General features: G+C 72.5%; 17 protein-coding genes and 1 pseudogene. 9 read left to right on the top strand and 9 right to left on the bottom strand.

What is annotated here, in order from left to right:
• Positions 1 to 614: pseudogene (locus ACSNOC_RS21755) on the top strand (ATPase); the annotation flags it as partial.
• Here the strand turns inward: ACSNOC_RS21755 and ACSNOC_RS21750 are convergent.
• The 3 genes from ACSNOC_RS21750 to ACSNOC_RS21740 all read right to left on the bottom strand — a co-directional run bounded on the left by ACSNOC_RS21750 (position 599) and on the right by ACSNOC_RS21740 (position 3,420).
• Positions 599 to 1,468 (bottom strand): ABC transporter permease, encoded by an 870-nt coding sequence (locus ACSNOC_RS21750; protein WP_436749211.1) that lies wholly within the window; start codon positions 1,466 to 1,468, stop codon positions 599 to 601. The pseudogene ACSNOC_RS21755 and the gene ACSNOC_RS21750 overlap by 16 nt on opposite strands.
• Positions 1,465 to 2,484, bottom strand: coding sequence for an ATP-binding cassette domain-containing protein (locus ACSNOC_RS21745; RefSeq protein ID WP_436749210.1), 1,020 nt, complete (start codon positions 2,482 to 2,484; stop codon positions 1,465 to 1,467). Before ACSNOC_RS21745 ends, ACSNOC_RS21750 begins: the two co-directional genes overlap by 4 nt.
• Positions 2,485 to 2,640: 156 nt before the next feature.
• Positions 2,641 to 3,420 (bottom strand): class I SAM-dependent methyltransferase, encoded by a 780-nt coding sequence (locus ACSNOC_RS21740; RefSeq protein WP_436749209.1) that lies wholly within the window; start codon positions 3,418 to 3,420, stop codon positions 2,641 to 2,643.
• A 183-nt stretch (positions 3,421 to 3,603) separates the two neighbouring features.
• On the opposite strand from ACSNOC_RS21740, the gene ACSNOC_RS21735 reads away from it, so the two are divergent.
• Both ACSNOC_RS21735 and ACSNOC_RS21730 read left to right on the top strand, forming a co-directional pair.
• Positions 3,604 to 4,173 carry a tellurite resistance TerB family protein gene (locus ACSNOC_RS21735; RefSeq protein ID WP_436749208.1) on the top strand — a complete coding sequence of 190 codons (570 nt, stop codon included), beginning with the start codon at positions 3,604 to 3,606 and terminating at the stop codon, positions 4,171 to 4,173.
• A 133-nt stretch (positions 4,174 to 4,306) separates the two neighbouring features.
• Positions 4,307 to 4,828 (top strand): SgcJ/EcaC family oxidoreductase, encoded by a 522-nt coding sequence (locus ACSNOC_RS21730; RefSeq protein ID WP_436749207.1) that lies wholly within the window; start codon positions 4,307 to 4,309, stop codon positions 4,826 to 4,828.
• Between the two features lie 30 nt (positions 4,829 to 4,858).
• On the opposite strand, the gene aspS is transcribed toward ACSNOC_RS21730, so the two are convergent.
• A complete protein-coding gene (gene aspS / locus ACSNOC_RS21725) occupies positions 4,859 to 6,646 on the bottom strand; it encodes an aspartate--tRNA ligase (RefSeq protein ID WP_436749206.1) in 1,788 nt (595 codons plus the stop codon).
• 108 nt (positions 6,647 to 6,754) lie between these two features.
• Between aspS and ACSNOC_RS21720 the strand changes: the two genes are divergently transcribed.
• Complete coding sequence (locus ACSNOC_RS21720; RefSeq protein WP_436749205.1) at positions 6,755 to 8,920, top strand: ATP-binding SpoIIE family protein phosphatase; 2,166 nt, start codon at positions 6,755 to 6,757, stop codon at positions 8,918 to 8,920.
• 22 nt (positions 8,921 to 8,942) lie between these two features.
• Here ACSNOC_RS21720 and ACSNOC_RS21715 read toward each other — a convergent pair whose 3' ends face one another.
• Both ACSNOC_RS21715 and ACSNOC_RS21710 read right to left on the bottom strand, forming a co-directional pair.
• Entirely contained in the window at positions 8,943 to 9,902 is a 960-nt protein-coding gene (locus tag ACSNOC_RS21715) for a pirin family protein (RefSeq protein ID WP_436749204.1), read from the bottom strand.
• Positions 9,903 to 10,003: 101 nt separating this feature from the next.
• Positions 10,004 to 10,498 carry an SseB family protein gene (locus ACSNOC_RS21710; RefSeq protein ID WP_436749203.1) on the bottom strand — a complete coding sequence of 165 codons (495 nt, stop codon included), beginning with the start codon at positions 10,496 to 10,498 and terminating at the stop codon, positions 10,004 to 10,006.
• 120 nt (positions 10,499 to 10,618) lie between these two features.
• Here ACSNOC_RS21710 and ACSNOC_RS21705 point away from each other — a divergent pair, with 120 nt between their 5' ends.
• The 3 genes from ACSNOC_RS21705 to ACSNOC_RS21695 all read left to right on the top strand — a co-directional run bounded on the left by ACSNOC_RS21705 (position 10,619) and on the right by ACSNOC_RS21695 (position 14,908).
• A complete protein-coding gene (locus ACSNOC_RS21705; protein WP_436749202.1) occupies positions 10,619 to 12,445 on the top strand; it encodes an acyl-CoA dehydrogenase in 1,827 nt (608 codons plus the stop codon).
• Positions 12,446 to 12,532: 87 nt separating this feature from the next.
• On the top strand, positions 12,533 to 13,816 hold the full coding sequence (locus ACSNOC_RS21700) for a M18 family aminopeptidase (protein WP_436749201.1): 1,284 nt from the start codon (positions 12,533 to 12,535) through the stop codon (positions 13,814 to 13,816).
• Positions 13,817 to 14,083: 267 nt separating this feature from the next.
• A complete protein-coding gene (locus ACSNOC_RS21695) occupies positions 14,084 to 14,908 on the top strand; it encodes a maleylpyruvate isomerase family mycothiol-dependent enzyme (protein ID WP_436749200.1) in 825 nt (274 codons plus the stop codon).
• Between the two features lie 46 nt (positions 14,909 to 14,954).
• On the opposite strand, the gene ACSNOC_RS21690 is transcribed toward ACSNOC_RS21695, so the two are convergent.
• Positions 14,955 to 16,583 (bottom strand): protein kinase domain-containing protein, encoded by a 1,629-nt coding sequence (locus ACSNOC_RS21690; protein WP_436749199.1) that lies wholly within the window; start codon positions 16,581 to 16,583, stop codon positions 14,955 to 14,957.
• A gap of 251 nt (positions 16,584 to 16,834) precedes the next feature.
• On the opposite strand from ACSNOC_RS21690, the gene ACSNOC_RS21685 reads away from it, so the two are divergent.
• A complete protein-coding gene (locus tag ACSNOC_RS21685; RefSeq protein WP_436749198.1) occupies positions 16,835 to 18,484 on the top strand; it encodes a protein kinase domain-containing protein in 1,650 nt (549 codons plus the stop codon).
• Entirely contained in the window at positions 18,471 to 19,514 is a 1,044-nt protein-coding gene (locus ACSNOC_RS21680; RefSeq protein ID WP_436749197.1) for a phosphotransferase, read from the top strand. Before ACSNOC_RS21685 ends, ACSNOC_RS21680 begins: the two co-directional genes overlap by 14 nt.
• Before the next feature lie 85 nt (positions 19,515 to 19,599).
• Here the strand turns inward: ACSNOC_RS21680 and ACSNOC_RS21675 are convergent, their stop codons facing one another.
• Both ACSNOC_RS21675 and ACSNOC_RS21670 read right to left on the bottom strand, forming a co-directional pair.
• A complete protein-coding gene (locus tag ACSNOC_RS21675) occupies positions 19,600 to 19,992 on the bottom strand; it encodes a pyridoxamine 5'-phosphate oxidase family protein (RefSeq protein ID WP_436749196.1) in 393 nt (130 codons plus the stop codon).
• A 104-nt stretch (positions 19,993 to 20,096) separates the two neighbouring features.
• Positions 20,097 to 20,756 (bottom strand): response regulator, encoded by a 660-nt coding sequence (locus ACSNOC_RS21670; RefSeq protein ID WP_436749195.1) that lies wholly within the window; start codon positions 20,754 to 20,756, stop codon positions 20,097 to 20,099.
• Positions 20,757 to 20,859: the final 103 nt, after the last annotated feature.

Here is a 20,859-nt window from a genome sequence, read left to right as displayed (position 1 = left end):
GAGGGGACGCCCCGGCCGCCCCCGCCCGGACCGCCTCGCCCGGACCGCCCGGCGCGTCCCCTCCGCGCGCCGGGCGGGCGGACGGCGAGTTCCGCTTCGACGGAACCGTCTGGACCCTGGGCTACGCCGGGCGCACCGTCCACATGCCCGACGCCAAAGGCCTGCGCGACCTGCACCTCCTGCTCGGCAACGCCGGCGCGGACATCCCGGCCGTGCGGCTGCTCAGCCCCGAAGGCGTCCAGCGCCTCGGCGGCGACCCGGTGCTGGACGACGAGGCCAAGAGCCGCTACCGCAAGCATCTGGAGATGCTGGACGCCGAGATCGACCGGGCCGCGGAGACCGGCGACGACGAGCGGGCCGCCGAGCTGGACCGCGAACGGGCCGCGCTGCTGGACGAGCTGCGCGCCGCCGCCGGGCTCGGCGGACGGGGCCGCCGCCTGGGCGACGAGGCGGAGCGCGCCCGCAAGACGGTCACCGCCCGCATCCGGGACACCCTCCGCCGCCTCGACCGGCGCCACCCCGAGCTGGCCGCCCACCTGCGGGCCACCGTCACCACGGGAGCGATGTGCGCCTACCGGCCCGGCCCCGAGCACGAGGCTCACTTCCGGTTGTAGAGCCGCATGGTGAGCGTGCCGAACACGGCCACCAGCACCGCGCTCGCCACCAGCACCCAGCCGATCTCGCCGGTGTCCGTGCTGCCGTCCATCATGCCGCGCGCCGCCGCCACCAGGTGCGTGACCGGGTTGACGTCCACGAACGCCTCCAGCCAGCCGGGCATGGTCTCCGGCTCGACCAGGATGTTGCTCATGAAGGTCAGCGGGAAGAGCACCATCATGCTGACGCCCATCACCGACTTCTCCGAGCGCAGCAGCAGCCCGAACATCGTCCATATCCACGAGAACGCGAACGAGAACGCCACCAGCAGCGCGATCGCCCCGGCCACGCCCGCCACGCCGCCGTCCGGCCGGTACCCCAGGATCAGGCCGACGACGAGGATCACCACGGACGCCATGGTGTAGCGGAACGCGTCGCCCAGCAGATAGCCGACCATCGCGGCCGGCCGCCACACCGGCAGGGTCCGGAAGCGGTCGAAGACACCCTTCTCGATGTCGTTGTTGACCGAGACCCCCGTGTACATCGTGGTCATGACCACGCTCATCACCATGATGCCCGGCAGCAGGTACTGGAGATACTCGCTGGTGGAGCCGGCGAGCGCGCCCCCGAACAGATACGTGAACATCAGCGTCATCATGATCGGGAAGATCGTGACGTCGAAGAGCTGCTCGGGCACGTGCTTGATCTTCAGCATCGCCCGCCAGCCGAACGTCATCGAGGCGGACAGCGCGCTGGGCCGCGGCGGGCGCCGCCCGCCGGCCAGCACCGCCTCGATGGTCTCGGCGGCCGGTATGTAGTGGTCGTCGCCGGCTTCCGCGGCGGCGTCCGGCGTCTTCTTCGTCGCGGTCGTCATGCCACGGCCTCCTTGGTCAGCTCGCTCCGCCGCGCCTCACGGCTCGCGTCCTTCTTCTCCGTCAGCGCGAGGAACACCTCGTCCAGGCTGGGCTGGCCCAGCGAGAAGTCGTCGACGGTGATGCCCGCCCTGGCCAGCTCCGCGAGCGCCCGCGACGCGAGCTCCGCCGGGCCGGTGGGACCGCCGTCCGGCATCAGCCGCGCCGTCAGCGCCACCGGGTCGGCCTCCGCCTGCACGGGCGCCCCCAGGACCGAGCCCAGCAGCCGCTGGGCCTCGGGCCGGTCGGCCCCGTCCCGCAGCCGCACATGGACCGCGCCCGAGCCGACCGACGACTTCAGCTCTCCGGGCGTGCCCTCGGCTATCACCTTGCCGTTGTCGATGACGGCTATCCGCCCCGCCAACTGGTCGGCCTCCTCCAGATACTGCGTCGTCAGGAGCACCGTGGTGCCCTGCGCGACGACGACCCGGACGATGTCCCACACCTGGTTCCGGCTGCGCGGGTCGAGCCCGGTGGTGGGCTCGTCCAGCACGAGCAGATCCGGGGTGTTGAGGATGCTGGCGGCGATGTCGAGGCGCCGCCGCATGCCTCCCGAATACGCCTTCACCTGCCGCGCCGCCGCCTCGGTCAGCCCGAACGCCTCCAGGAGCTGCGCCGCCCGCTCCCCGGCCGCCGCCTTGCGGTGACCGAGCAGCCGCCCGAGCAGCACCAGGTTTTCCGTGCCGGTCAGATCCTCGTCCACCGAGGCGTACTGCCCGGTCAGGCTGACCCGGCCGCGCACGGCGTCCGCCTCGCGCACCACGTCATGCCCGAACACACGCGCCTCGCCGCCGTCCGGGCGGAGCAGGGTGGCGAGCATCTTGACCGTGGTGGTCTTGCCCGCGCCGTTGGGCCCGAGCACTCCGTAGACGGTGCCGGCCGGCACCGTCAGATCGATGCCGTCCACGGCCCGCTTCTCGCCGAACGTCTTGACGAGGCCGACCGTCTCGATGGCCGGCTCGCCGCCGCTCCCACTCATCTGTTCTCCTCCCGGATCCACTCCCCCAGGTAGACCTCGGGGGCCGCCGGAACTCATCGCCCGGCCCCGTCCGTCTTCCTCACCCCTCAAGGCGCGAGACGGTGACCAGCGGTCGCGAGATCGGATCTAGCGGAAGCGCGCGGCGGCGGGGCGGGCTCAGCCCGCGGTCACCCGGATCTTCGACTGGCCGTGCGGCAGCTTCTCCCAGTCGTGCATGAACTTCGCCTTCAGCCCGTGCCGCTCGGCCAGCGCGACCAGCGTCTCGGTGCGGTAGTAGAAGTCCTCCCGCAGCACGTGGTGCTCGCGGCCCTCGGTGCGGTCGAAGGTGAAGTCGAAGAAGCCGCCGGGCGCCAGCACGCGGCCGACGTGGGCCAGGCACTGGTCGATCACCTCGATCGGCGAGTGCGAGAAGACGCTGTGCGCGTGCACCACGTCGAAGTGGCCGCTGGGCAGGAAGTCGAAGGTCAGGTCGCCGGTGATGGTCAGGTGCGGCAGCTTCGGCTGGAGGTCGTACGTCACCAGCGTCTTCTTGGCGCTGATCAGGATGTCGGGGGAGATGTCGATCCCGTAGTAGCCGCCCGGTTCGAGGTAGTCGATGAACCGCCAGCCCGCGCGGAGGTTGCCGCAGCCGATGTCGAGCATGCGGTGGCCCGGTTCCAGGCCGTGCCCCTTCAGGTAGTCGAACTGCATCTGTCCCAGGGCCAGCCAGCGGTCGTGGCTGCGGCTGCCCACCGCCGCCGCCGGGTCGCGGCTCGCGTCGGAGGCCATCACCGCCCGGTAGTACGCCACGTGGTCGCGGTGCCTCAGGCGCAGCCAGGTGTCGCGGCCCAGGCGTCGCAGGTAGGGCTTGACGCGTGCCGGATTGCGGGCGGCGTAGCGGATCTTGTGGGCGATGCTGGCCCTGTTCACGGACAGTCTGCGGCGGTCACTGTGCATGACGGCCAGCTTGACCGGAAACGGGCACGGCCTCCACAGGACGCGCGGCCACGGGCCGGTGATCGGCGGGGCGGAAGGGTTGACGCCGCTTCGTTCACCGCCCGTGACGGCCAGGGAACCACATGGGGTCGATCGGCGTTGACGGGGTACACGTACGGAACAGCGAGAGGGCCCGGTGACGGCATGGCGATGTGGGACAAGATCAAGGACTCGGCCAAGGGTCTACAGTCGCGCGGGCTCGGGACCCCGCCCCGCGGGCACGGACCGGGGTCCGGGCCCGGGCACGGGCCGGGCGGCGGCGCGGCCGGCGGCACCAAGGCGCAGCTCGTCGGCGCGTTCAAGACGCAGCTCACGGCGGTGAAGGCGGAGCTGAAGAGCGGCGCGTTCAGAGACGCGAGCATGGCGATGTGCGCCCTGGTCGCCGCCGCCGACGGGACGGTCGACGCGGCGGAGCGGCAGCGCGTGGAGTCGCTGATCGTGAGCAACGACGTCCTGGCGAACTTTCCGGCGGACACGCTGCGTCAGCGCTTCAACAAGCACGCGGACCAGCTCGCGTCGAACTTCCAGTTCGGCAGGTCCGAGGTCATGCGGGAGATCGCCAAGGTGCAGAAGAAGCCGCTGGAGGCCAGGTCGGTGATCCAGATGGGCATCGTCATCGCCGCCGCCGACGGGTATTTCGCGCAGGCGGAGCAGCATGTCCTCCGCGAGGCGTGCGCGGCGCTCGGCGTCTCCCCGGCCGAGTTCGATCTCTGACCGCGGGGAAGTCGCCCCGCCACCGGCGGACTTGACCCGGGTTGACTCGCTTTGACGAGACTCTTGCCCCGGGCCGGATCCGGCTTTGCTTTTCGTTGCCGGGCGTTTGACCCGCGCGGAGGATCGTGTGCTCATGCGCACCTTTATCCGTGCCCGCACGGCGACGGCCGCGGCCGTGGGCGGGCTTCTGATGACCTCGGTGACGGCGAGCGTCCACGCCGCCACCCCGGCCTCCGCCCCGGCGGGGAGCCACGGCCACACGCCGACCAAGCAGGAGATACGCGCCCTGTTCGACGAGTGGAACGCGGCGCTGGCGACGGGCGACGCCGAGCAGGTCGCCGCCCGGTACGCGCCGCGGGCGGTGCTGGAGCCGACGCTCTCGAACGTCATACGCCACGACCACGACGGGATCGTGGACTACTTCGAGCACTTCCTGCTCCAGCACCCGACCGGCGAGATCGACGAGTCCTACGTCGAGCTGCTCGGCCGGGACGCGGCGGTCGACTCCGGCAGCTACACCTTCCACCTCACCGACCCGGCGACCGGCGAGCCGTACGACGTCGTCGCCCGTTACACCTTCGTCTACGAGCGGGACAAGCGCACCGGGGAGTGGCTGATCGTGGACCACCACTCCTCGGCCATGCCGGAGGACTGACCTCTGCCCCCGCCCCCGCCCGTGTCAGGGTCAGGGGGTCTTCGGCTGGCGGGCCGAGTCCCGGATGCTGATGTGGAGCTCCCGCAGGCGGCTTTCGTCCACCTCGCCGGGGGCTCCCATCAGCACGTCCTGGGCGTTGCCGTTGAGCGGGAAGGCGATCGTCTCGCGGATGTTGGGCTCGTCGGCCAGCAGCATCACGATGCGGTCCACCCCCGGGGCGATCCCGCCGTGCGGCGGGGCGCCGAAGCGGAACGCCCGCAGCATGCCGCCGAATTCGCGCTCCACGTCCGCCCGGCTGTACCCGGCGATCTCGAACGCCTTGTACATGATCTCCGGTTCGTGGTTCCTGATGGCGCCGGAGGACAGCTCGACGCCGTTGCACACGATGTCGTACTGCCAGGCGAGCACGTCCAGCGGGTCCTTGCCCTCCAGCGCGGCGAGGCCGCCCTGCGGCATGGAGAACGGGTTGTGGGAGAACTCGATGGCGCCCGTGTCGTCGTTCCGCTCGAACATCGGGAAGTCGACGATCCAGCAGAAGCGGAAGACGTTGTCCTCGAAGTGCCCGGCGCGGCGGGCGGCTTCGACCCGGACCGCGCCCATGATCCTCGAAACCTCGGCGAACTCGCCGGCGCCGAAGAACACGGCGGTGCCGGGCCCGGCGCCGAGCCTGCCGAGCAGCGCCGTGACGTCGCCCTCGGTGAGGAACTTGGCGATCGGCCCGGTCAGCGCCCGGTCTTCGCCGACCCGCACCCAGGCCAGGCCCTTGGCGCCCTGCTCGACGGCGAACTCCCCGAGCTGGTCGAAGAAACGCCGCGGCTGTCCGGCCGTGTCCGGCACCGCCAGCGCCCGGACGTGCTTGCCGGCGAACGCCTTGAAGTCCGATCCGGCGAAGATGTCGGAGACGTCGGTCAGTTCGAGCCGGGCCCGCAGATCCGGCTTGTCCGAGCCGTACTTCAGCATCGCCTCGCGGAACGGGATGCGGGGGAACGGCGAGGTGACGTGGCGTCCGCCGCCGAACTCCTCGAACAGCTCGGTCATCACCTTCTCGATGACCTGGAAGACGTCCTCCTGCTCGACGAAGCTCATCTCCATGTCGAGCTGGTAGAACTCGCCGGGCGACCGGTCCGCCCGCGCGTCCTCGTCGCGGAAGCACGGCGCGATCTGGAAGTACCGGTCGAAGCCGGCGATCATCAGCAACTGCTTGAACTGCTGCGGCGCCTGGGGCAGGGCGTAGAACTGGCCGGGGTGCAGCCGGGACGGCACCAGGAAGTCGCGCGCGCCCTCGGGGGAGGTGGCGGACAGGATCGGGGTGGCCAGCTCGGTGAAGCCCTGCGCGGTCATCTTCGCGCGGATCGCGCCGATGACGGCCGAGCGCAGCATGATGTTGCGGTGCATCCGCTCCCGGCGCAGGTCGAGAAAGCGGTATTCGAGGCGGCGTTCCTCGTTGACGCCGTCCTCGGCGTTGATGGTGAACGGCAGCGGGTCGGCCGCGCCCAGCACCTCGACCTCGGCGACCTCGACCTCGATCTCGCCGGTGGCCAGCTCGGGGTTGATGTTCTCCTCGCCGCGTCCGACGACCCGTCCGTCAACGCGGATGACGGTCTCCTTGGGGAGCGAGCCGAGCCGTTCGTCGACCGCCTCGCCGCCGGGCGTCTCCGGGTGGACGACGAGCTGCACGATGCCGTGGTGGTCGCGCAGATCGATGAAGAGGATGCCGCCCAGGTTCCGCCGGTTGTGCAGCCAGCCCGAGAGCCGGACATCCTTGCCGATGTCCGCGGGCCGCAGCTCGCCGCAGGTGTGGGACCGGTACCGATGCATCGTACTTCCAAGTCGTCGACACGGGTTCGTGGTGGTCGTGCCTCAGACTACCGCCCTGGCCCAGTCCTGCTCGTCGGGTCCGGAGGTATGGACATAAGGTGAGAAAATATGCGCACCGACGATGTGCTGACCGCCACCGGGGTCGGGGTGTGGGAGTGGGACGACGCTCGTGGCGTGGCCACCCTGGACGCCGTCGCGGCCGGGCTGCTCGGCCTGCCGGCGAGGCGCTCTTCCGTCGCGGAGGCCATGGTGCGCGCCCGCTTCCACATCGAGGACTGGACGGCCGCCCAGCGCGCCTTCGGGCTGACCCGGATCGAGGGGCAGGTCGGTGAGGCCGAGCTGCGGGTCGTCGGCCCGGAGGGCACGGTGCTGCGGACGGTCCGGCTGCGGTTCCGCACGCCGGGCGGCGAGCCGGCGCCCGACCCGTCGCCGCCGGCCGATCTGGTCGGGACCGTCTGCGAGGTGACCCCGGCCCTCCCCCACCCGCCGGCGTCCGACTGGGACGAGCGGCGGGCGCGCGAGGCGTTCGTGCTGAACGCCGGGCGGGCGCTGTCCGAGGTGGGCACGGTGGAGGAGGCCATGCGCGTGCTCGGCGCCCTGGCCATGCCGGGCTTCGCGCCGGAGGCCGTGGTCCTGTTCGGGCAGGAGGGCCACACGCTGCGGCTGGTGGCGCACCGGGAGCAGCACGTCGACCTCGGCGGCCTGCGCTTCCCGATGCCGCTGGACGCGCCCTACCCGGCGGCCGAGGCGCTGCGCACCGGCCGGGCCGTCTACCTGGCGTCGCCCGACGAGTACCGGCGGCGGTACCCGGACGTCTGGCCGCTGGTGGAGCGCGTCCGGCGGCAGGCGTGGGCGTATCTGCCGCTGGTCGTCGCGGGCCGGACGATCGGCGTGTGGCTGGCGGCGTTCGGCCACGAGGTGCCGTTCACCATCGTGGAGCGCTCGATGCTCTCCACCATCGCCCGGATGCTGGCCCAGGCGCTGGCCCGGATCTATCTGGCGGACACCGAGCGGGAGCTGACGGCCGACCTCCAGCACACGATGCGTCCGCCGCCCACGCCGAGCGTGCCGGGCATGTGGGTGGCCGCCCGGTACGTGCCGACCGGGGGCGGGCTCCAGGTCGGGGGCGACTGGTACGACGTCATCCCGCTGCCCTCGGGCCGGGTGGCGCTGGTGATCGGGGATGTGCAGGGGCACGATGTGCGGGCCGCCGCCGTGATGGCGCAGCTCCGGATCGCGCTGCGCGCGTACGCCTCCGAGGGGCACCACCCGGACGCGGTGCTCTCGCGGGCCTCCCGCTTCCTGGCGGCGCTCACCGGCGAACCGGAAGCCGGGCCGGAGGCCGGACCGGAAGCCGGGCCGGGCGGCGCACTGCCCGAGCCGGACGACGCGCGGTTCGCCACCTGCCTGTACGTGGAGGTGGACCCGCCCTCGGGCACGCTCGACGTCGCCCGCGCCGGCCACCTGGACCCGGCGATGGTGCTCCAGGACGGCACGGTGGTGACCCGGCCGACGGTGGGCGGCCCGCCGCTGGGCCTCCTGCCGCAGAGCGACTACCCGGTGACGCGGCTGGTCCTCCAGCCCGGCGAGACGCTGCTGATGTGCACGGACGGGCTGCTGGAGACCGGCGGGCGGGACCTGGACGCGGGCTGGGCGCGGCTGCGGGACGCCGTCGCGGGCCTGAGCGACCTGCGGCTGGACGACCTGGCGGACACCCTGATCGAGACCGTGTACGTCCCCCCGCCGCGCCGCATCACCCCGCCGCTGGCCGACGTGAACCGCGACGACATCGCGCTGCTGCTCCTGCGCCGCCCGGTCACCGAACCGGCGGGCGCGCCGGTACGGCGGGTGGTGCTGACCATCGCGCAGTCCGAACCGGCCCGGGTCTCCGCCGCGCGCCGCCAGCTCGGCGCGCTGCTGCACGACTGGGCCGACCCGGAGCGGATCCACCGGGCGGTGCTGATGCTGTCCGAGGCGGTGACGAACGTGCTGACGCACACCGACGGCGACGCGCTGCTGGTCGCGGAGATCAGCGGGGCACCGGGCGGGCGGCTGCTGCGGGTCGAGGTCAGCGACCCGAGCGACGAGCTGCCGCACCCGCGCGAGCCCGGCGAGCTGGCGTCGTCGGGGCGGGGACTGGTGCTGATGCAGTCGCTCGCCGACGCCTGGGGCTGGTCGCCCAGGGGCGTCGGCAAGACGACATGGTTCGAGCTGCGCGAGGAGCCGGCGCCCCTCGCCGGCGCCCCTCGCCCGGGCCTGACCGCCGGGGCCTGACCGCCGGGTCGGGGCGCCCCGGTCAGGGCGTGCGGGCGGCGGGGACCCGGCCGAGGCGACCGGCCTGGAAGTCGTCGAACGCCTGGGCCAGTTCGGCGTGGGTGTTCATGACGAACGGGCCGTAGTGCGCCATCGGCTCGCGGATCGGCAGGCCGCCGAGGAGCAGGATCTCCAGGTTCGGCGCCGGCGCGTCCTGCACGGTGTTCGCGCGGACGGTGACGGTGTCCCCGGCGCCGAAGACGACGGTCTGCCCCAGCTCGACCGGGTGCCCTTCGGTCCCGGCGGTGCCCCGGCCGGCCAGCACGTAGCCCAGCGCGTTGAAGTCAGGCCGCCACGGCAGCGTGACCTGCGCGCCGGGCGCGAGCGTCGCGTGGACCAGGGTGATCGGGGTGTGGGTGATGCCGGGCCCCTCGTGGCCGTCCAGCTCGCCGGCGATCAGCCGCAGCAGGCCGCCGCCGTCCTCGGTGGACAGCAGGCGGATGTTCCGCCCGCCGATGTCCTGGTACCGGGGGGTGGTCATCTTGTCCCGGGCCGGGAGGTTGACCCAGAGCTGCACGCCGTGGAAGAGGCCGCCCGAGACGACCAGCTCCTCCGGCGGCGCCTCGATGTGCAGCAGCCCGGACCCGGCGGTCATCCACTGGGTGTCGCCGTCGTTGATGACGCCGCCGCCACCGGCGGAGTCCTGGTGCACGAAGGTGCCGTCCAGCAGATACGTGACGGTCTCGAAGCCCCGGTGCGGGTGCCAGGGCGTGCCCTTCGGCTCCCCGGGCGCGTACTCCACCTCACCCATCTGGTCCATCATGATGAACGGGTCGAGGTGGCGGTAGTCGATCCCGGCGAAGGCGCGGCGGACCGGGAAGCCCTCGCCCTCGAATCCGGACGGGGCGGTGACGACGGTCCGCACCGGCCGGGGGACGGCGGTGGGGCCGGGGGTCGTGACACGGGGCAGGGTGAGCGGGTTCTCGACGGTGATCGCGGGCATCGGGGCCTCCTCGTCGGCTGCGCACAGAATAGTTGAATCGTAAACAGCTGTCGAGATGGCGTTGTTCCGTCACCCCGGACCGGCCCCCGGCACCCCCCGTGTCAGCCGTACATCCGGCGCATCGTGTAGTCGACCATCTCCTCCACGGCCTTCGCGTCCATCACGATCCGGTGCTCGCCCTCCATGTCCAGCGCGAAGCCGTACCCGGACGGCAGCAGGTCGAGCACCTCGCCGCCGGTGACCGTGAAGTACCGCGACTCCTTGCCCGCGTACCGGCGCAGCTCCTTCAGCGACGTGAAGAGCGGGATCACCGGCTGCTGGGTGTTGTGCAGCGCCAGGAAGCCGGGGTTCTCGCCGCGCGGGCAGTAGATCTTGGCGCCCAGGAAGATGTCGTGGAACTCCTCGCTCGACATGGCGCCCGAGGTGTACGCCCGCAGCGCGTCGGTGAACGACGGCGGCGCCGGGGGCGCGGCGGGCGCCGCCGGCTGCTGCGGCTGCTCGGGATAGAGCTGCTGACCGCCGTATCCGGCGGCGGCGGGCTGCTGGACCCCGTAGGGCTGCTGGCCGGGATAGCCGGACTGGTCGTAGCCATACATGTGAGCAAGCGTACTGATCGCCGGGCACACGGATGTCCCACGACGTCTTGCGCCTTATTACCCGTGGGTAGCATCATGGGAGTCACTTCACTTCCCGGAACCTGCTACGGAGTCGTCGCCATGGGGCACTACAAGTCGAATCTCCGCGACATCGAGTTCAACCTGTTCGAGGTCCTTGGCCGCGACGCTGTGTACGGCACGGGGCCCTTCAGCGAGACGGACACCGACACCGCCAAGACCATGCTGGCCGAGCTGGCCCGCCTGGCGGAGAACGAGCTGTCCGCCTCCTTCGCGGAGGCCGACCGCAACCCGCCCGTCTTCGACCCGGAGACCAACACGGCGCCGCTGCCCGAGGCGTTCAAGAAGAGCTACCGCGCCTACATGGACGCCGAGTGGTGGCGCCTGGGCATCGGCGAGGAGCTGGGCGGCCTGACCGCGCCGCGCTCGCTGCTGTGGGCCATGGGCGAGCAGGTCCTCGGCTCGAACCCGGCGGTCCACATGTACGCCTGCGGCCCGGCCTTCGCCCGCGTCCTGTGGGACGAGGCCACCGAGGAGCAGAAGAAGATCGCGCACCTCATGGTGGACAAGGGCTGGGGCGCCACCATGGTCCTCACCGAGCCGGACGCCGGCTCCGACGTCGGCGCGGGCCGCACCAAGGCCGTCAAGCAGGAGGACGGCACCTGGCACATCGAGGGTGTGAAGCGCTTCATCACCTCCGGCGAGCAGGACCTCACCGAGAACATCATTCACTTCGTGCTCGCCCGCCCCGAGGGCCACGGCCCCGGCACCAAGGGCCTGTCGCTGTTCATCGTCCCCAAGTTCCACTTCGACTGGGAGACCGGCGAGCTGGGCGAGCGCAACGGCGCCTACGCGACCAACGTCGAGCACAAGATGGGCCTGAAGGTCTCCAACACCTGCGAGATGACCTTCGGCGCCAACCACCCCGCCAAGGGCTGGCTGCTCGGCGAGAAGCACGACGGCATCCGCCAGATGTTCAAGATCATCGAGTTCGCGCGGATGATGGTCGGCACGAAGGCCATCGCCACCCTCTCCACCGGCTACCTCAACGCCCTGGAGTACGCGAAGGAGCGGGTGCAGGGCGCGGACCTCACCCAGTTCGCGGACAAGACCGCCCCGCGCGTCACCATCACCCACCACCCCGACGTGCGCCGCTCGCTGATGACGCAGAAGGCGTACGCGGAGGGCATGCGGACGCTGGCGCTCTACACGGCCAGCATCCAGGACGACATCATCGTCAAGCAGGCCGCCGGCGAGGACATCTCCGCCCTCGACGCGATCAACGACCTGCTGCTGCCGATCGTCAAGGGCTACGGCTCGGAGCGGTCCTACGAGCAGCTCGCCCAGTCCCTCCAGACCCTGGGCGGCTCCGGGTACCTCCAGGAGTACCCGATCGAGCAGTACATCCGGGACGCCAAGATCGACACCCTCTACGAGGGCACCACGGCGATCCAGGGCCAGGACTTCTTCTTCCGGAAGATCGTGCGCAACGAGGGCAAGGCCCTCACCGCCCTCTCCGAGGAGATCAAGAAGTTCCTCGCCGAGGCCCCCGGCGGCGAGGAGCTGGCAGGCGCCCGCGAGCAGCTCTCCCGCGCCGTCGGCGAGCTGGAGGCCACGGTCGGCGTCCTGCTCACGGACCTGGCGGCCACCGAGAAGGACGTGAAGTCCCTCTACAAGGTCGGCCTCAACACCACGGCGTTCCTGATGTCCGCCGGTGACATCGTCGTCGGCTACCTGCTGCTGCGCGGCGCCTCCGTGGCCGCCGCCAAGCTGGCCGACGCGGCCCCGAAGGACAAGCCGTTCTACGAGGGCAAGATCGCCGCCGCCCGGCACTTCGCGGCCTCCGTGCTGCCGGAGGTCGCCGTGCACCGGGTGATCGCGGAGAACACGGACCTCTCCCTCATGGAGCTGGACGAGGCGGCGTTCTAACCCACGCCCCGCCGCCTCGGACGGCCCCCCCGGGTCCCGGTCCCCGCCCATGGGACCGGGACCCGCTCCGTATCTATCCTTGAGCGCATGACCGCACCCTTCGACCGCGCCCACACCGACGACCTCATGGGGTTCCTCACCGCCTCCCCGTCCCCGTACCACGCGGTGGCGGGCGCCGCCGCGCGGCTGGAGAAGGCCGGGTTCCGGCAGGTGGAGGAGACGGCGGTCTGGGACGGCGCGGCCGGCGGGAAGTACGTGCTGCGGGGCGGGGCGCTCATCGCCTGGTACGTGCCGGAGGGGGCCGCCGCCGCGACGCCCTTCCGGATCATCGGGGTGCACACCGACTCGCCGAACCTGCGGGTCAAGCCCGTCCCCGACACCGGGCGGCTGGGGTGGAAGCAGATCGCCGTCGAGATCTACGGCGGGACCCTGCTCAACACCTGGCTCGACCGCGACCTCGGCCTCGCCGGGCGGCTCGCGCTGCGCGACGGCTCCACCGTGCAGGTCAACGTCGACCGCCCGCTGCTGCGCGTGCCGCAGCTCGCCATCCACCTCGACCGCGCGGCCAACGAGGGGCTGAAGCTGGACCGGCAGCAGCACATGACCCCCGTCTGGGGGATCGGCACCCCGCGCGAGGGCGAGCTGATCGACTTCCTCGCCGCCGAGGCCGGGCTGGCCGGGCGCGACGTCACCGGCTGGGACCTGATGGCGCACAGCGTCGAGCCGCCCGCCTACCTCGGCCGCGACCGCGAGCTGCTGGCCGGACCCCGGATGGACAACCTGCTGTCCGTGCACGCCGCCACCGCCGCGCTCGGCGCCGTGGCCGGGAAGGACCTGCCGCACATCCCGGTGCTCGCCGCGTTCGACCACGAGGAGAACGGCAGCCAGTCCGACACCGGCGCCCAGGGACCGCTGCTGGGCACCGTGCTGAAACGATCTGTCAGCGCGCGCGGCGGCGGCTTCGAGGACCGCGCGCGGGCCCTGGCGGGATCGTTCTGCCTCTCCTCCGACACCGGCCACGCCGTGCACCCCAACTACGCCGAGCGGCACGACCCCACGCACCACCCCATGGCGGGCGCGGGCCCGCTCCTCAAGGTCAACGTCAACCAGCGCTACGCCACCGACGGCACCGGCCGCGCGGTCTTCGCCGCGGCCTGCGAGCACGCCGGAGTGCCGTTCCAGACCTTCGTGTCGAACAACTCCATGCCCTGCGGCACCACCATCGGCCCGATCACCGCCGCCCGCCACGGAATCGCCACGGTCGACGTCGGCGTCGCCATCCTCTCCATGCATTCGGCACGAGAACTCTGCGGCTCCGACGACCCGTTCCTGCTCGCCAACGCCATGACCGCGTTCCTTACCGGCAGTTGAACCCGGCGTCACGTGAACGACGGCCGTCGCTCGTTTGGCGACGCCTCGTCACCCGGCTGTGAAACGCGGCCGTAATCCTGGAGGTCAGGGGCCGGGCGGCACCGCACTGCACGGCGGAACCGTCCGGTCCCGCCAACGCCACCATGGTGGCTGCCCGGTGTGGCCGACCCCTAGGATTCGTCTCCAGAAAGCATTCACCGGCCGCGCCCGCGCGGCGTACGGTGTGAACAACCCAGCAGCCAGCGACGAACCGCCACGAGGGGTCCCGTGACAGTCCACACCAGCCTGCAGCCGTCGATCGATGCCTGGACCCAGTCCATCGAGGCGATATCGGAGCTGGTCGCCTCGCTCGTGGACGGCGAGTGGAACCGGCCCACCGAGTGCCCCGGCTGGTCCGTACGGGACGTCGTCTCCCACGTGATCGGCGGCGAGTGCGAGGCGCTGGGCGACCCGCGGCCGATCCACACCCTGCCGCGCGACCTCTACCACGTCACCGACGAGACCACCCGCTACCTGGAGGTCCAGGTCGACGTCCGCCGCCACCACACCGGCCCCGAGATGACCAGCGAGCTGGAGTACACGATCATCCGCCGCTCCCGCCACCTGCGGAACGAGCGCCGCAAGCCCGAGGACGTCATCTCCTATCCGCTGTACGGCAAGATGACGCTGGCCGACTTCCTCCAGATGCGCGTGTTCGACGTCTGGACCCACGAGCAGGACATCCGCCGCGCGCTGCGCCGCCCCGGCAACATCGCCAGCGCCGCTGCCCACGTCGCCCGCGACGTGCTGCTGGAGCGCCTGCCGAAGGTCGTCGCGGAGACCGCCGGGGCGCCGAAGAAGTCGGCCGTCGTGTTCGACGTGCACGGACCGGTCGAGTTCCTGCGCACGGTCCGGGTCGACGAGAACGGCAACGGCTCGGTGGACAGGGCGCCCTCGCTGGGCCCGGTCGTCACGTTCACGCTGGACTGGGAGACGTTCGCCCGGCTGGCCAGCGGGCGGGTGCGGCTGAAGAAGATCGCCGACAAGGTGAAGATCGAGGGCGACATGGACCTCGCGGAACGGATCCTGACGAGCTTCCCCGTCGCGCACTGAGGCCGCGTGCCGGGGTCGCGCGCCGGGCGAACGGCGAACGGACCGGCTACTGCTCCTCCTCCAGGGGCTCCAGGCCCGTGGAGACCGTCAGCACGATCGGGGGGTCCTCGTCCGGGTTGTACGGGCCGTAGGCGCGGGGGGACTGCTCCACGACCATGCCCTCGCCCTTGAGGACCTCGTCCTTGTAGACGATCTCCTCGTCGTAGCTCCACCCGGCGGCGCGTATGCACTCCTTCACGCTGTCGATGTGGACGTCGTAGAAGTCGGGCATCGCCACCGCGCCGGGGTGGTTGGTCTCGTCGCCGTAGTCCCGCGCGCCCACGCACTCCGAGGAGTTGATCGTCCGCGTCGGGTCGCCCTCCTGGTAGCGGCGCTCCGGCTCCGACGCCGGCCCGTCCCCGGTCCCGCCGTCCTCCTCCGGGCCGGTCGACTGGCCCGCCTGCGGCGTGCCGTCGTCGCCGTTGTTGACCACGACGACGATCGTGACGACGGCCACCACGGCGATCGCGACCACGGCCGCCAGCATCATCAGCAGCGTGCTGTTGCGCGCGCCCTCACCGCCACCGCCACCGCCACCGGCGCCGGCGCCGGTCCCCGTCGGGGCCGGCGCGTACGGCGGCGGCGTCGCGGACTGCGCCGCCGGGTACCCGTAGCCCCCGGCGGACGGGGTGGGCGCGTACGGGGAGGTGACCGGGGCGCCGAACTCCGGGAAGACGGACTGCGCCACACCCGCGCCGCTGCCGCCCGGCCGCGGGGCGCCCGGCACGATCCGCGGCGCCGACGCGCCCGGCGCCATCGTGTCCGCCAGCCCCAGGCACGCCTCGCGGAACGCCTGGGCGGACGGGAAACGCTCGTTGGGGTTCTTCCGCAGCGCGCGGGCCACCAGCGCGTCGGCGGCCGGCGGGACCGCCGCGTTGTACGACGACGGCGCCGGGGGCTCCTCCTGGACGTGCGCGTAGGCCATGGCCAGCGCCGAATCGGCCTCGAACGGCAGCCGCCCGGTGAGGAGTTCGAAGAGCATCACCCCCACCGAGTACAGGTCGGAGCGGGCGTCCACACCGCGCCCGAGCGCCTGTTCGGGCGAGAGGTACTGCGGCGTGCCGACCACCATGCCGGTCTGCGTCATCGCGGTCACCCCGGACTGGGTGGCCCGCGCGATGCCGAAGTCCATCACCTTGACCACGCCGCGCTTGGTGATCATCACATTGCCCGGCTTGATGTCCCGGTGGACCAGACCCGCCTCGTGGCTGATCTCCAGCGCCGCCAGCACGTCGCAGGTGACGCGCAGCGCCTTGTCGGCCGGCATCGCGCCGTGCCGCGCGACGTCCTCGTCCAGCTCGGTGCGCAGCGGCTTGCCCTCGACGTACTCCATGACGATGTACGGCACCGGGGCGTTGTCCACCCGGTCCTCGCCGGTGTCGAAGACGGAGACGATGTTGGTGTGCGCCAGCTTGGCGACCGACTGCGCCTCCCGCTTGAACCGCTCGCGGAACGCGTCCTCCTGGCTCATCGCGGAGTGCATCGTCTTGATCGCGACATGCCGCTCCAGGACGGTGTCCCAGGCCAGGTACACGGCCGCCATGCCGCCCGTGCCGAGCATGTCGCGCAACTGGTACCGGCCGCCGCCTACCGAGCGGCCCCTGAGGTCGGCAGGCGGCTGCGCGTGGTCACTCATCCGGCTTTTCCCCCTAGGCGGCGTCCCGGTCCGCGTACCGGTCCGGGCGCTCTCGTTCGATGTCCTCGCCCTGTCCTTGCCGCGCATCATACGGACCGCCGCTCCCCCGCGGACCGGCCGGAGCGTCCGGGCACGTCAGGCCCGTCGGGGACGTTGTGCGTTCCGGGACCGGCCCCGGGCCACCCAACTTGTCAGCGCGGCCCCGGAGCGGGTTTGATTGCTGAGGGACCCAGCGACTACGGCGAGGACTGATGGCACAGGAGCAAGGCGCCGCGGGCTCAGGCGACGGAGAGCCCGGGGCGACCGGCCGCGAAGTGCCCGAGCCGCCGACGGTATGGGGCGACAACGGCCTTGTGGGAGACGGCCGTTACCGGCTGACGCACCGCCTGGGCCGGGGCGGGATGGCGGAGGTCTTCGCCGCCGAGGACGTGCGGCTCGGCCGCTCGGTCGCCGTGAAGCTGCTGCGCACCGACCTCGCGGAGGACCCGGTCTCCAAGGCCCGCTTCACGCGCGAGGCACAGTCGGTCGCCGGGCTCAACCACCACGCGGTCGTCGCCGTCTACGACTCCGGCGAGGCGACGATCCGCGGCAACGTCGTGCCGTACATCGTCATGGAGCTGGTCAACGGCAAGACGATCAGGGAGCTGCTGATCGACGCCGAGGCGCCGCCCGCCGAGCAGGCGCTGATCATCGTCTCCGGCGTGCTGGAGGCCCTGGCCTACAGCCACCAGCAGGGCATCGTGCACCGGGACATCAAGCCGGCCAACGTCATCATCACCGAGACCGGCACCGTGAAGGTGATGGACTTCGGCATCGCCCGCGCCCTGCACGGCGCCGCGCAGACGATGACGCAGACCGGCATGGTGATGGGCACGCCGCAGTACCTCTCCCCCGAGCAGGCGCTCGGCAAGGTCATCGACATCCGCTCCGACCTGTACGCGGTCGGCTGCCTGCTGTACGAACTGCTCACGCTGCGCCCGCCGTTCGTGGGCGAGACGCCGCTGGCCGTGGTGTACCAGCACGTGCAGGACACGCCCCGGCCGCCGTCCGACGTGGCGCCGGGCGTGCCGCCGGAGCTGGACGGCCTGGTGATGCGGGCGCTCGCCAAGGACCCGGACGACCGCTTCCAGTCCGCGGAGGAGATGCGCGGGCTCGTGCAGTACGCGCTGCGGATGCTCCAGGAGCACGGCGGCCACACCCACGGCCTGTGGAACACCGGCGCGGTCGCGGGCGCCGGCACCCCGCCGATGGGCACCGCGACCGCGGGGAGGTCCCGTTCCGACGCGGCGACCGGGCAGTACGCGGCGCCGATGCTGCTGGGCGCCCCCCAGGGCGGCGCGGGCGACCGCGACGACCGCGGGGAGGGGAACGGCCGGCGCGGCCGGATGGTCCTGGTGGCGCTGCTGGCGCTGGTCGCCATCGGCACCGGCGTGCTGGTCGCGGCGAACCTCGGCTCCCCCGACGATCCGGGCGGCACCCCGTCGGAGACCGGGGCGACGACGCGGGACGACGACGAGACGGAGACCGAGGGCCAGGAGCCGGAGCCGGAGCCGCCCAGCGAGCCGGACGACACCCAGGTGCCGACGGACGACGACTGGTCGGAGCCGGAGACCCAGGTCCCGACCGAGCCGCAGACCACGGAGCCCACCGAGCCGGAGACCACCGCGCCGACGGACCCCGGAACGACGCCCCCCGCCGACGAGGGCGGCACGGACGAGGGCGGGACGGACGTGGGCACGGACGAGGGCGGCACCGACGTGGGCACCGATGAGGGCGGCGCGGACGAAGGCGGCACCGACGTGGGGACCGACGAGGGCGGCGCGGACGAAGGCGGCACCGACGTGGGCACGGACGAGGGCGCGACGACCGGTGACCCCAACCTCCCCGGTGGCACCGGCTGACCGGGCGGTCGGGCCCTCCGAACGCACCCTCACCGAGCTGCTGCGCCGCTACGGCGCCGGAGAGCCCGTCGCCTGCGAACCGCTGGCCGAAGGGCTGCTCAACCGGGGATACCGGCTGGCCACCACCCGGGGCCTGTTCTTCCTCAAGCACCACCTCGGCGGCGACCCCCAGGCCGTGATACCCCTCGCCGGGCGGCACCGCGCGACGGCCGAGCTGGCCGAGCTGGGGCTGCCGGTCGCCCCGCCGCTGGCCGACCGGGACGGGCACACCGTCGTCGTGCACCGCAGCCGCTGCTACGCGCTGCACCCGTGGGTCGAGGGCAGGCACCGCGACGGCGGGCAGCTCAGCCGGACGCAGAGCCGCCGCCTGGGCGCCCTGCTCGGCCGCGTGCACCGGTCGCTGGAGAAGGTCATAGTGCGCTGGTCGCCGCAGCGGTTACCCGAGCGGGAGGCGGCCAGGACCGCCGACACGCAGGCGCTGATAGACCAGCTCCTCGTCCGGGTCCGCAGCCGGCCGCGCCGGACGGGGTTCGACGAGCTGGCCGAGCACCGGCTGCTGGAGCGCCGCACGCTGCTCACCGCCCACGCCCACCTGCGGCCCGGCCGCGCGGAGGTGCCCGCGGAGGGGTGGGTGCACGGCGACTTCCACCCGCTGAACCTGCTCTACCGGACGGAGGGGCCGGTGGAGCCGGTGGCCATCGTGGACTGGGACCGGTTGGCGGTGCGGCCCCGGGCGGAGGAGGCCGTGCGGGCCGCCGTGATCTTCTTCCTCCGGCCGGACGGCAGCCTGGAGCTGCCGAAGGTGCGCGCGTACGCCCGCGCGTACCGGTCCGCGACGGGCGCCTCGCCGCAGGAGCTGGCGGCGGCGGTGCACCGGGTGTGGTGGGAGCGGCTGAACGACTTCTGGATGCTGCGCTGGCACTACGAGCGGCAGGACCGCCGCGCCGACCACCAGTTCCCGGCCGCCGCCGCGCTGGTCGGCTGGTGGACCCGCCACGCGCCCGCGGTGCGGGACAGCTTCTGCGACTAGGGCCTGTCTTCCGGATCGTGGGGGCACCTCCCAGCCGCCGGGCTGGGGGAGCGCCGTGGCCCCGCGAAGACCCGGAAGAGAGGCCCTAGCCGCCGAGGCGGACCGAGGCGAAGCGGGGGGTCAGGTGGAGGTAGGCGGGCTCCGGGATCCGGGGGGCGTGGGGGTGCGCGGGGAAGGCGGCGCGCTCGGCCGCGCCGGGGTCGGCCAGGGCCGTGGTGCCGATGATCTGGGCGCCCCAGGGCGGCCCGTCGCCGCCGTGGTTGTTCGCCTCGTACGCCACGACGGAGCCGTCCAGGACAGCGGCACCGGCCCGGCCGGTGGGCACGCGCAGCAGCACCCGGTCGCCGGTGACCACGTGGCAGGCGGGCACGATGCGGGGCAGGGCGCGCCACGTCACGGCGGCGTGGCCGTGGGGCACGCGCGGCAGCAGCCGCAGCGCGCGGGTGAGCTGGTCGTCGGGGGTGGTGTGTCCTGGCATGCCTCCCACCCTGCCCGCCGGGGGTGCCGGGCGGAGGGGGAAAGGGTCCCGGATGCCAGGGGCGATGGTCCCGGGCCGGTGCCGGCCGGGCGGCCGGGCGGCGCTCAGCGCCGCTTCTCGGCCTGGAGCCGGGCGACGTACGCGGCGGCCTGGGAGCGCCGTTCCATGCCGAGCTTGGCCAGCAGGCTGGACACGTAGTTCTTGATCGTCTTCTCGGCGAGGTGCAGTTCCTCGCCGATCGCGCGGTTGGTCAGCCCGTCGCCGATCAGGTCGAGGATGCGGCGCTCCTGGTCGGTGAGCTGGGACAGCCGGTCGTCGCCCTCGCCGGGGCCGCCGCGCAGCCGGGACAGCACGCGCTGGGTCGCGTCCGGGTCGAGCAGCGACCTGCCCGCCGCGACGTCCCGGACGGCGGACAGCAGCTCGGTGCCCCGGATGGCCTTGAGGACGTACCCCGAGGCCCCGGCCATGATCGCGTCGAACAGGGCCTCGTCGTCCGCGTAGGAGGTGAGCATCAGGCACTTGATCGACTCGTCGCGGGAGCGGATCTCGCGGCAGACCTCGACGCCGCTGCCGTCGGGCAGCCGGACGTCGAGCACGGCCACGTCGGGCCGGACGGCCGGGATGCGGGAGCGTGCCTCGGCCGCCGTGCCGGCCTCGCCGACCACCTCGATGTCGGGCTCCATGGCGAGCATCTCGTGCACGCCGCGGCGGACCACCTCGTGGTCGTCGAGGAGGAATACGGTGATTTTCCCGTTTTCACCCACATGGCCAGTCTCCCACAGGACGCGGGCCGCCGCCGGATGCGGGACACTGGGAGTTTGGCCCGCACCCCGCCCGGCCCGCGGCACCCGCCGTACCCGCCGTACC

Origin of the sequence: Streptomyces sp. URMC 129 (genome assembly GCF_051386415.1) — a bacterium.
Classification (GTDB): Bacteria; Actinomycetota; Actinomycetes; order Streptomycetales; family Streptomycetaceae; genus Streptomyces.
The sequence above is the reverse complement of the archived record's forward strand: the minus strand, read 5'-3'. Positions and strand labels throughout refer to the sequence as shown.